The sequence below is a fragment of the Tenebrionibacter intestinalis genome (assembly GCF_016632365.1).
In the GTDB taxonomy this organism is placed as follows: Bacteria; Pseudomonadota; Gammaproteobacteria; order Enterobacterales; family Enterobacteriaceae; genus Tenebrionibacter; species Tenebrionibacter intestinalis.
Map to the genome: position 1 here is coordinate 95,007 of NZ_JAEPBH010000005.1, position 11,319 is coordinate 106,325.

12 protein-coding genes are annotated in these 11,319 nt (G+C 42.9%); 7 read left to right on the forward strand and 5 right to left on the reverse strand.

Going from position 1 to position 11,319, the window contains the following annotated elements; all coding sequences use genetic code 11:
• The first annotated feature begins 20 nt into the window (after nt 1–20).
• From JJB97_RS03260 to JJB97_RS03275, 4 genes are read left to right on the forward strand one after another with little or no spacing between them, the layout of a single operon-like run.
• Complete coding sequence (locus tag JJB97_RS03260; RefSeq protein WP_238712372.1) at nt 21–1,283, forward strand: O-antigen ligase family protein; 1,263 nt, start codon at nt 21–23, stop codon at nt 1,281–1,283.
• Nucleotides 1,276–2,289 (forward strand): glycosyltransferase family 2 protein, encoded by a 1,014-nt coding sequence (locus tag JJB97_RS03265; protein ID WP_238712373.1) that lies wholly within the window; start codon nt 1,276–1,278, stop codon nt 2,287–2,289. Before JJB97_RS03260 ends, JJB97_RS03265 begins: the two co-directional genes overlap by 8 nt.
• A gap of 1 nt (nt 2,290) precedes the next feature.
• Nucleotides 2,291–3,352: a lipopolysaccharide core heptosyltransferase RfaQ gene (rfaQ, locus tag JJB97_RS03270; RefSeq protein ID WP_238712374.1), complete on the forward strand. Its 1,062-nt coding sequence runs from the start codon at nt 2,291–2,293 to the stop codon at nt 3,350–3,352.
• A complete protein-coding gene (locus JJB97_RS03275; RefSeq protein WP_238712375.1) occupies nt 3,345–4,283 on the forward strand; it encodes a glycosyltransferase family 8 protein in 939 nt (312 codons plus the stop codon). Before rfaQ ends, JJB97_RS03275 begins: the two co-directional genes overlap by 8 nt.
• A gap of 29 nt (nt 4,284–4,312) precedes the next feature.
• Here JJB97_RS03275 and JJB97_RS03280 read toward each other — a convergent pair whose 3' ends face one another.
• The 4 genes from JJB97_RS03280 to JJB97_RS03295 are packed head-to-tail and all read right to left on the reverse strand — an operon-like array spanning nt 4,313 to nt 8,313.
• Nucleotides 4,313–5,323, reverse strand: coding sequence for a glycosyltransferase family 8 protein (locus JJB97_RS03280; RefSeq protein WP_238712376.1), 1,011 nt, complete (start codon nt 5,321–5,323; stop codon nt 4,313–4,315).
• A gap of 28 nt (nt 5,324–5,351) precedes the next feature.
• Nucleotides 5,352–6,368, reverse strand: a complete 1,017-nt coding sequence (locus tag JJB97_RS03285; RefSeq protein ID WP_238712377.1) for a glycosyltransferase family 8 protein — start codon at nt 6,366–6,368, stop codon at nt 5,352–5,354.
• A 30-nt stretch (nt 6,369–6,398) separates the two neighbouring features.
• Nucleotides 6,399–7,196 (reverse strand): lipopolysaccharide core heptose(I) kinase RfaP, encoded by a 798-nt coding sequence (rfaP, locus tag JJB97_RS03290; protein ID WP_238712378.1) that lies wholly within the window; start codon nt 7,194–7,196, stop codon nt 6,399–6,401.
• Nucleotides 7,189–8,313 carry a glycosyltransferase family 4 protein gene (locus JJB97_RS03295; RefSeq protein WP_238712379.1) on the reverse strand — a complete coding sequence of 375 codons (1,125 nt, stop codon included), beginning with the start codon at nt 8,311–8,313 and terminating at the stop codon, nt 7,189–7,191. The genes rfaP and JJB97_RS03295 overlap by 8 nt, the downstream gene beginning before the upstream one ends.
• Here JJB97_RS03295 and JJB97_RS03300 point away from each other — a divergent pair.
• The 3 genes from JJB97_RS03300 to coaD all read left to right on the forward strand — a co-directional run bounded on the left by JJB97_RS03300 (nt 8,288) and on the right by coaD (nt 10,430).
• Nucleotides 8,288–8,494, forward strand: coding sequence for a hypothetical protein (locus JJB97_RS03300; protein WP_238712385.1), 207 nt, complete (start codon nt 8,288–8,290; stop codon nt 8,492–8,494). The genes JJB97_RS03295 and JJB97_RS03300 overlap by 26 nt on opposite strands.
• A 169-nt stretch (nt 8,495–8,663) precedes the next feature.
• A complete protein-coding gene (gene waaA / locus JJB97_RS03305; protein WP_238712380.1) occupies nt 8,664–9,941 on the forward strand; it encodes a lipid IV(A) 3-deoxy-D-manno-octulosonic acid transferase in 1,278 nt (425 codons plus the stop codon).
• A gap of 9 nt (nt 9,942–9,950) precedes the next feature.
• Nucleotides 9,951–10,430 (forward strand): pantetheine-phosphate adenylyltransferase, encoded by a 480-nt coding sequence (coaD, locus tag JJB97_RS03310; RefSeq protein ID WP_238712384.1) that lies wholly within the window; start codon nt 9,951–9,953, stop codon nt 10,428–10,430.
• On the opposite strand, the gene mutM is transcribed toward coaD, so the two are convergent.
• On the reverse strand, nt 10,431–11,240 hold the full coding sequence (mutM, locus tag JJB97_RS03315) for a bifunctional DNA-formamidopyrimidine glycosylase/DNA-(apurinic or apyrimidinic site) lyase (protein ID WP_238712381.1): 810 nt from the start codon (nt 11,238–11,240) through the stop codon (nt 10,431–10,433).
• Nucleotides 11,241–11,319 lie beyond the last annotated feature (79 nt).

The window sequence follows — 11,319 nt, forward strand, 5'->3', positions numbered from 1 at the left end:
GCCATATTTTCTCGCGTATTATGGATAGCTCAAAAAACGATTCGGCTGGAGTAGCCAGCATCATGCTCTACCTGGGATGTATGCTATCTTTTGCGATGGCTCCGGTTATTCCTGAAAAAGCACTTAAGGTCTTTATTTTTAGTGCTATTATTTCTCTGGCCGTTATCTACAAAAATTTGCCTTATTTGAAAGGCAACAAAAAACAACTTATCCTGCCGGGTATGCTGTTGGCTTTAGGACTTATGCAAGTTATCTGGGTCGCGGTGTTTAAAGTACACGGAAGCGCTTTCACAGGAGCATATCGTGCTTATCAAAATGGAGGAAAAATTCTTATATTTACTTCCTTCATTGTGGCTGCGCTTTGCTGTCCATCTTCCCGTCAGTTAAGAGCAACTTTTTCGTTACATTATTTCATCTTTTTAGTGGGTACAGGACTCTATTGTTATGCCGGCTGGCAGTTATATCATAATAGCGGAGCAAACCTCACCACTTATCGAGTACAACTTGGTTATGAAAATGCAACAACTGCAGCATATGCATTAACTTTTGTAGCTTTAGGGTTTTCACAAGCTATTATAAATCTACGTTCTAAATGGTGTATTGTATTCTATTTACTGCATTTTATTATCTCATTATCGGCTATCATTAGCACTCAAACTCGAGCAGCGATACTTATTTATCCTTTCCTCAGTATTTTTTTATTTTTTATACATTTCCGCCATGACAGGAAATTACTTATACGAGCTTTTTTCTTTTTTATTTTTTTTGGTTGTATGATTTTTGCTCTGCTCAAGCCGATTCTGGTAAAACGTTACTCTGATTTCCAACATGATCTTATTTCATACGGTAACAAAAACAGTAATACATCTATTGGTGCTCGCTTTGCTATGCAACAGGCTGGTGTATTTACGGGAATGTCGCATCCATTCGGTCAATCCCTTGAAGCAAGAAGCAATGGCTTAGATGAACTGATTAAATTAAATCCAACCTTTAAAAGCGTGTTAAGTTACAAAAATACGCATTTTCATAATGAAATGGCAGATACTTTTTCCTTAAAGGGCATCATTGGAGTCGTTTTGCTGCTTGGGGTTTATGGTGCTATGTTACACGCAGCAAAACTTAATCGCAGCATAGCGCTCTTAACTATTACGTTAGCTATTATTATTTATGGGCTTAGTGACACACTATTGTATGATAAAAGTGGCGCCCTAAATTGTATGTCTTACCTATGTCTTGCATTAATGATTACGCTAAATATGGCGAGAGAGCAAAACCATGAATAATCCGTCAGGTTATTTGCTCAGCATCATCATACCAGCGTTTAATAACGCTGAGCTGATTGTTAGCACGCTGAGTTCATTACAAAGAAAAATCACCGATGAAGTTGAAATCATCATCGTCAATGATGGATCTACTGACGAAACTGAACAACGGATAGTTGAATTTTATCAAAGCAATCCAAACCCTAACGTAAAATACTTTTGCCAGGATAACCTTGGTGTTGCCATCGCTCGTAACGTGGGCCTTGAAAATGCAAGCGGAAAATATATCGCATTCGTTGATAGTGATGATGTTATTAGCCCTGACTACTTTAATATTTTGTTGCCAAAACTGAAAAATGAGCGCTATGACATTGTTGAGTTTAAACTCACCAGAAATATGGACGAGCTGCAAGGGTTCAACCTTTATCGGGATTGCCCTATTAACGAACAAGTGATAGCGTTATCAGATCAGGGACTTTCTTTACTGACGCCGACTTTCAGGGCTTCACAATGGCACCTGGTTACTAAGGTTTTTCGCAGAAGTATTATCGGTAGCGATCGTTTTGAAGAGCATCGTCGTTATGAAGACATTATGTTCTGTCCATTCCAGTATTTTAAATGCAGCACTATACTTAAGATAGAAAATTATTTATATTTCTACCGCGTTAATAAATCAGGTATCACCGAAAATATTAAAGAAAGCGATGCCAGACACATTTTTTTTGCGATGAATAAAATGTGTCACTATATATCTCAAAATAGTGAAAAAAAGATCCTCGGCACTTTGATGATTGTTAACTGTTTTCTTGAGGCTCGAAAGATTCTGCGTAAGAAAAAAGGATACTATTGCTATGAAACAGATATGATTGATAATATTCAAACTGCGTTACGGTATTGTGATGCTGGCGTTATTGAAAAGAAAGTTATTTTTAAAATGAAATATATCGCTATTGATACTTTCGTCTCGTCTGTTCGTTACCGCTTACTAAAAGCTTGCAAAGTATTACTACCGGGCAAGGGAATATAATATGCCAGAAAAAGTTAACCGTATTTTAATTTGTAAACTCAAATTTTACGGGGATATGCTGCTTATTACGCCAGTAATAGCAACCCTTAAAAAAATTTATCCTCAGGCAAATATAGATATATTGCTTTATAAAGATACTAAGGCCATTTTATCTGCAGATCCTAATATTAATGAGTTTTATCTCATTGAAAAAAAGGTTGGGCTGATAAAAAAAATCTGTAACTTCCTCTACATCAGAAGAAAGCTAAAAAAAAATAAATATGATCTCATTTTGAATTTATCTGAACAGTGGCCAATCGGTCTATTGGTTGCTTCATTACATCGCTTTTCTGTTTCTTTTGAACGTAATAAAAATTCCTGGAATAAGTTATTTTCTCACGTTGTACCTCTAACAGGCACACATATCGTTGAACAAAATTTGTCAATATTAACGGGTATAAATATAGCAAAAAAATATTGGGTTAAAGCGCTATCACTTTATTATACTGAAAGCGATCGGCGTTCGTTGCTTCAGATAAACCCAATGCTTAATGATAAACGCTACGTTGTGATACAACCCACTGCCCGTCAATGCTTTAAATGCTGGGATGACAGTAAATTTGCAGCTGTTATTGATTATCTGGCACAGTACAGGTTGCATGTAATACTAACCTGTGGACCTTTACAAAATGAACTGGAACAGGTTAAAAATATTGCTAATCTGTGTACTCATAAACCAGATCTGCAGTTTGCGGGTAAAACCACCTTTCTGCAGCTTGCTGCCCTTATTGACGGTGCCACCTTATATATTGGCGTTGATTCGGCACCTATGCATATGGCTGCTGCGCTGCAAACTCCTCAGGTCAGTTTGTTTGGTGCGACAAACTATCTACAGTGGCGTCCATGGACAGATAAAGCTGTAATAATTTGGGCTGGAGATTATCATGTAATGCCTAAAAGAGACGAGCTTGATCGTTCAAAAAAATATCTTTCCTGGATACCGGTTAGTGCAGTTACTGAAGCGGTAGCTGCGCTGCTTGCCAGGCATACCAGAACTAAAGGTGGTAGAATCAGTAATGAATAATAAAACTATAAATATTGCTTATTGTACGGATGCTAATTACCTGGAATACGTTGCAACGTCAATAACTTCTGTGATCATGAATAATGTTCATATTCCGTTGGCGTTTTATGTTTTTGTTTATGATGTTTGCGATAGCGATATTGAAAGATTAAGAGCGACCAGTCCACTCATTTTGGTTATTGAGATCGATAAAGCAGAGATTGAAAAGTATCAAGACAATTTTACAATCAAACACCTCAACCGATCAGTTTATATGCGCCTTGCGGTGCCAAGACTATTAGCTGGGAAAGTTGATAAATTTATATACCTCGATGCTGATACGCTGTGTTTTTCTGACATCAGCGGCATCAATAAAATAAATATCGATGAAGTTATTTGTGCTGTTAGCCATGACTCCCTGGATACAAATAATAATATAAATGCTCAACGCCTTAATATACAAACTGGTAAGTACTTTAACTCTGGTTTTTTATATATTAATATAGGAAACTGGATAGCGAATGAGGTTGAAAGAAAAGCTAATCTTATTCTTTTCGAAAAAGGTGAAACGTTACCTTATCCGGATCAAGATGCCCTGAATATCGCTATGTGCAATAACTTTATTTTTATTGATAACAGTTGGAACTATATATTTAACTGGTATACAGAAGAACAAAAGGAAACCTTTTTCTACGTAAAAGAGAAGTTGCCCCGCATTATTCATTTTACCGGTGGAAGAAAACCGTGGTTTAAAGAACATGACGGGCTATCCCAGCAGCTATTCCTTTTTTATCATCATTTTACTCCCTGGAAAAATATTCCACTACGCTCTTATCAAGAAAGAATGCGCCCAACCGATTACCGTGTATATTCAAGGAAGAATTGGCGCCAGGGAAAACATTTACAATCCATAAAATGGTATATAAAATATCTTTACTCACGCCTTTTATAATATAACGCTCAGAGAGCGTTATTACTATATTATGGTTTTATTTTTGCCCATAAATAACCAAAATAACTGATAATAGAGGCAATAATTTTTCCCTGCATCTTTTCATGTCTGGATTTTTTCTTATATTGTTTCGGTGTTCTTGGGCCGAGCAGCTTTTGTGTGGCCCAGGGGGAATAGAAGTAAGCAACTTTAAAAAATTGCGCTGAAGGATAATTAGCCCAGGAATTCCATGGCTTCGTTACCCCGATATAGTGAATAAGTATTGTAGAGTCTTTTATTTTTGTTTTATATTTATTCATATCTCGATATTTAAGTTCATTTTTGATGCCATAAATACAATTATAGTCTTCACTCAAAAATCGGGTATGTCGAATAAATAGAAGATTTAATACATCCTGATCGAAAAATTGAAGTTTTAATTTGCTGGTTAATAATAATTCCAGTAATCGATGAAAAATTTGATTAACACGCCATGCATCAAGAGAAACCAACATCACACCAGAATTAAAGTAGTCTTCATTCAACTGTGGCTCGTCAAGCCTGCTACCCGCTCCTTGCCTTGTCTCTGGGATATCTTTAACAACCGCAGCATAGCATCCCTCAGGTAAAGTCATTTGGCTTAGCGGCAGAAGAGAACCTTTACATATAACATCAGCATCAAGATATAATACTTGCGCAAAAGTCTGCGCTAAATATTCAAAAGCAATAAATCTGTAGTATATTGCAACTGACCAGGCAAGGGTGCTAGGCAATACAGAAAAGAAAGATTTGTCGATAAGGTAGATATTTATTGTAACCGTTTCTTTTTCAGCAAGTTGCCTCAGCTTATTAAAAAATAGTTTATCTTCGTTGTCTGTAAAGATATGGAAATTAAGTTTAATATCTCTATTATTCATCAATACTGATGTCAAAGATATTGCTGCCCCAAATTGAAAGTGCTGATCTATTCCATAGGCAATATGTAATTCGTTATTACTTTTTTTGTCGTTATGGCCATATTTGCAAACTGCTTTAATGGCGTCACTTATATTAAAATTCATGCAAACTCCGCGTTCTATGTTAAACACGTTAACTACCCAGCTTTGCTTTAATGTACATAATATGGCTAATTAATGAGCGAAAATATTTTTTTTGTAGGCGCTCATGACGAGATTTACGCTTAAATAATTTGGCTGTATTTGCATTTAATAGCGGTTTATCGGACCATGCTGATTTTTTATAGGCTTTTATAAAATATTTTGAAACAGGATAATTCGCCCAACCATGCCAGGGTTTAGTAACGCCTACATAATGGACTAAGCGTGTTTCATCAGTGAGATAATGTTTATCTAATATATATTCCTGATATTGTTCATAGGACAATATCCAGTCAACTCCGTATATACAGTTAAAATCACGGCGGAGAAGTATCACGTTACCTACAAAAAGAATATTTAACACATCCTGATCGAAATACAATAGCTCTTTATTTTTATCGAGTAAGATGCCAAAGGCCTTTGTTAACAGTTTCTGTTCTTTCCAGACAACCAGGTTTGCGAACACAACGCCGGAGTTAAAATAAGTTTCTGTCAGTTTCGGAATACCAAGGCGATCGCCAGATTTTAATCTGACATCATCAATATCATTAACAACAGCGGCATATTCACCGTTAAAATCTATCTGCGTTAATTCACGCAATGGGCCTTTACAAATAACATCCGCGTCGAGATACAATACCGACTCAGAATCCTTGCTTAAGTATTCAAAAGCAACGTAGCGATAATACATCGCATAGGACCAGAATTTTGTGCTTGGTAACTGACGAAATGCCTGATTATCGAATACCAGGATAGTAATCGTTGTACGATAAGTTTCTGCAAGACGCGTGACGCAATCTATATAGTCATTATCAACAAAATCGGTAAAAACAAAAAAATGGATAGCAATATCCCGATTGTTTACCAACACCGAGGTCATAGATATTCCGGAGCCGAACAGAAAATTACGATCGACGCCATAGGCGATATTCATTTTTTTGACCGATGTACTATCCGATCGATCGATGTCGTATTTCTTTAAAATAACATTATTAAAGTCAATGTTCATGTACCCAAGCCTTCATATTCAATCAACACTTCACAGTGCCTTTCTTATTGTTCTTTCTTGTATTTTTTTTGCTTTTTTGGCTGCATGCGCAAGTAAATGTTGCTCCTGACAAAAAATAGTGCGCAGCGAGGCTAAAAAATAAACACGTAGAAACCGATATATATCGCGAGATGTAAGGCCAATATTCATTGAAGAAAAATAGAGTCCTGTCAGGTCCTTATCACGCCAGCGGCGAGGAACCTTTGTGCGAATCTGCGCGCGATGAAGATCGATAACCGATATTTTTAAATGTTCTGGTAGCGGAGACTGTGACAGATCCAGTAGAAAATGGCACAGATAACAGTCACGGTGATTTACTCCGCCACGATGCATTTTCCCTACCATATCGGCAATTCGGTAGATAACTTCACGCTTTAGTTTTACATTTGGCGGGTTACTTTTCCAGTCTTTACAGAAATCTTCCAGGCTTATCGCCGGTGCTAAATCTTCAGTGATAATAAACGAGGTACGGCGTAACGGATTGAGTCCTTTTTGCCCAAACGCTTTACCCGTCATGGTCGCCACACCGAGCGCCTTCAGGCGATGAATCGCGCGCCATTCCCGATCGGCTCCCAGCACGGGCAAGCGAAAAGACGCCAGGTTTTTCAGCACTTCTTTTATCGTTGTGCCATAGTGATATTTCAGGAAATACCCTTTATCCATGACATCAAAACGCAGCGTCCGACGGGTTTCCAGCGCGCGGTATATTTTACCGTCCAGCTTTTTCACCTCGGTAAAAGGATCTTCTCCTCGCCACAACGACGCAAAAGGCTCTTTTAACTCAACCATATCGACTACCTAAAATAATATCTGCGGCTTTCTCCGGCAGACTGTATAAATCTTCTGTATCCGCAAAATGTCGCGCATTCCGGCTCCACCGCTCGCGCTGCGTTTTGTTTTCCAGTGCATGCTTAAGCGACTGATTCAGTGCTTCCTGGCGAAAAGGCGCCGGTATAATGCTTCCGCTCCGGGCTTTTGCGATGTAATGAGCATAACCGCAAACATCCGTGACAATCACGGGAAGCCCGGCGGTTAGTGCCTCAAGCAGCACAATTCCAGCGGCCTCCTGTACTGCGGGGTGAATCAGCAAATCGGCCGCCGTCATAAGTTGTGAGATATCATCACGCCCGGTAAAAAAACGCACATTAGAAGCAATATTTAATTTTTGCGCAATGGCTTGATAACGTGAAGATTTATCCTGCCCTACAACCATAAAAACCGTACGCTGGCGAATCGCTTCCGGCAATGCCGCAATAGCGTGTAACGATCGTACAACGCCTTTGCGTCTGTAATCCGACCCTACCTGTAACAGCAGGAACTGTTCATCGCTAATACCGTTTTTTTCACGGTAAATCTGATATCCGTCTGCGATCTGGTGGCTGTATTTACGCTCTGGATAAATACCCGGCGGCAGAAGGTGAAGGCGGGCGCTTTCAGTATGATAATGTTTTTGAAAATCATGCTGCTGCCTTTCAGTCAGAAGCAGAATTTCTGTTTTTGCGCCCGGCTGAAATGTGGCTTTTTCAAACCCGGCATAATGTCTGTAACGTGCTGTGAGTTTATAGAAGAAACCTTTTTCCTGCGCGACTTTCTGCGCATAACATACGTCAGCGGCGTAATAGACATCAAGACCGGGCATTTTATTAAAGCCCACAACGCGATCCACAGGATGTTGTTCAAGATATTTACTCACCCATTCGTGATACTGCGCGTTTTTACCGTGATTGGTACGAGCCGTTGCCGGAACAATGATGATATCCAGATTATCAGGGCGCTCGCCCTGCCATTGCTGAGTAAAAACCTGAACAGAATGTCCACGCGCTGCAACGGTTTGCATGACGCGCATACAGTCTCGTTGCAACCCCCCGTAGGGAAAATATTTGTATAAGCAAAAAGCAATTTTCATGCCGGTATCCGCCGCAGGGGACGATGCGCTCCCTGAAAGTGCCGCAATGGTGAGACATCGGACAGGCGCGATGACCTGCTCACCGGACACAGTTTTCAATATGGCGGGCAGTGTACCACTTCCTGCTCCACAAACCGATATGAATGCTTTTTATACAGCAACATCTTATATATTGGCTTAAATTTCCTACTCCTGATTAAGTAATCCAGCGTGGACGGGCGGATAATGCATTATATATTCAGCTTTGCGGCTTCATCTGTGCGCTATCGAACCTTCCTGACGCGAAAGTAATAGCATTGCCCTGGCTAAATACATAGAATCCCTGCACGTTCCCTGCATAAGTATGTAATATGCTCCAGTTGCTTTACACCGCACTGTTTTACCTTATCCAGCCTCTGATCTGGATTCGGCTTTGGTTGCGTGGTCGTAAGGCTCCCGCCTATCGCAAACGCTGGGCAGAGCGCTACGGTTTTTACCGCCAGCCATTACAGCAGGGCGGCATTTTGCTGCATTCTGTTTCCGTGGGTGAAACGCTGGCCGCAATCCCACTGGTACGTGCCCTGCGTCATCGTTACCCGTCATTACCCATCACCGTTACCACAATGACGCCTACCGGTTCTGAGCGCGTGCTCTCGGCATTCGGGCGCGATGTGCAGCATGTTTACCTGCCTTATGATTTACCAGACGCCGTTAGCCGCTTTTTGAATAATATCGAGCCAAGGCTGGTGCTGGTAATGGAAACAGAACTGTGGCCGAACCTGATTGCCGCGCTGCACCGTCGCCAGATACCGCTGATTATTGCAAACGCACGTCTGTCCGCACGTTCTGCGAAAAGCTACGCGAGGCTTGGTAAATTTACCCGTACCCTTATGCGTCGTATTACGCTTATCGCGGCCCAGAATGAAGAAGACGGCGAACGTTTTATTGCGCTCGGCGCCGGACGCTCGCAGCTTGCCGTTACGGGTAGCCTGAAGTTTGATATTTCCGTCACGCCGCAGATGGCGGCAAAGTCCGTCACGTTACGCCGGCAGTGGGCGCCGCATCGCCCGGTCTGGATAGCGACCAGCACTCACGAAGGGGAAGAAAGCGTTATTCTTGCTGCCCATAAGTCGCTGCTTGAACAATTTCCCAATCTCCTGCTCATTCTGGTGCCGCGCCACCCGGAGCGATTTCCGGATGCGATTTCACTGGTGCGCACAGCCGGCCTGAGCTACATCACACGCTCTTCAGGCGAGGTTCCATCAGGCAGTACGCAGGTTGTCGTCGGCGATACAATGGGTGAGCTTATGCTGCTATACGGTATGTCCGATCTGGCATTTGTTGGCGGTTCTCTGGTTGAGCGTGGCGGCCATAATCCACTGGAGCCTGCCGCTCACGCTATACCCGTGCTGATGGGGCCGCATACGTTTAATTTCAAAGATATCTGCGCCCGTCTCGAACAAGCTGACGGTTTGATCACCGTTACCGATGCGGCTTCGCTGGCTAAAGAAATCAGTTCGCTGCTCTCTGATGAGGATTACCGTAACTACTATGGCCGCCATGCCGTTGAGGTGTTATACCAGAATCAGGGAGCGCTACAGCGTTTGTTGGACCTGCTGAAGCCTTATTTGCCACCCAGACAGCATTGAGAACCTGTGATGCAACGACGCGCCATTTACCCCGGAACATTCGATCCCATTACCAATGGTCACCTTGATATCGTCAACCGTGCGGCGCAGATGTTTGATAGCATCATCATCGCTATTGCAGCCAGCCCACACAAAAACACGCTGTTTACGCTGGATGAACGCGTCGCGCTGGCCGGGCAGGCAACAGCCCATATAAAGAATGTAGAAGTGATGGGGTTTAGCGACCTGATGGCCAACTTTGCTCGCCAACAGGGAGCAAATATACTGGTACGCGGCCTGCGCGCCGTTGCTGATTTTGAGTATGAAATGCAACTGGCGCATATGAACCGCCACCTGATGCCTGAACTGGAAAGCGTGTTCCTGATGCCGACAAAGGAGTGGACATTTACCTCTTCGACGCTGGTAAAAGAGGTGGCGCGCCACCACGGCGATGTTTCCCACTTTTTGCCAGAGCACGTTTGCAAGGCGCTGCTTAATAAGCTGGATTAATCAGCGCTGGCAGTGGCGACACCAGTAAGTGCTACGCTGCCCATGTTTTCCAGCCGATACCGGCGTACCGCAGACGCGGCACGGTTCCTTCTCCCGCCCATAGACCTGGAGTTCCTGTGCAAAATAGCCCGGTTTACCGTCACTTTGCAGAAAATCGCGCAGCGTAGTGCCGCCTTGCTCAATAGAGCGCAGCAATACGGCTTTAATTGTCTGCGCCAGACGGCAGCACTCTTCCACAGATAGCGAGCTGGCGAGGCGGTCTGGATGAATACCCGCCGCGAACAGCGACTCACTGGCGTAGATATTGCCCACTCCTACCACCAGTTTGTTGTCCATCAGCCAGGGTTTAATCGCTGTTTTTTTACGCTTACTTTTTTCGTATAGCCACGTGCCGCTGAATTCATCGCTAAGCGGCTCCGGGCCGAGATGCGCCAACACACTGTGCCCTTCCAGCGCTTTCGTCCACAGCCACGCGCCGAAGCGGCGCGGATCGGTATAGCGCAGTATCTTTCCGTTGCTCATAACCAGGTCCAGGTGATCGTGCTTCTGCGGCGGCAGTTCTGCGGGCAGGATACGTAAGCTGCCGGACATCCCCAGGTGGATAATAATCCAGCCAGCCGGTAATTCCAGCAGCAGGTATTTCGCTCTGCGCCGCACGCTCAGGACGGGCTGGTCGCTAAGGGCGTGGATCTCATCAGATACAGGCCAGCGTAGACGGCCGTTACGCACCACTGCGTGAAGGATTGTCGCGCCCACCAGGTGTGGTTCTATACCGCGACGGCTGGTTTCAACCTCAGGTAATTCAGGCATCGCATTCTCCTTAGCATTGAAAAACAAAAAACCCGGCCTGAGCCCTGAGGGATCCCCACAAACTCAGCGCTAATAAACC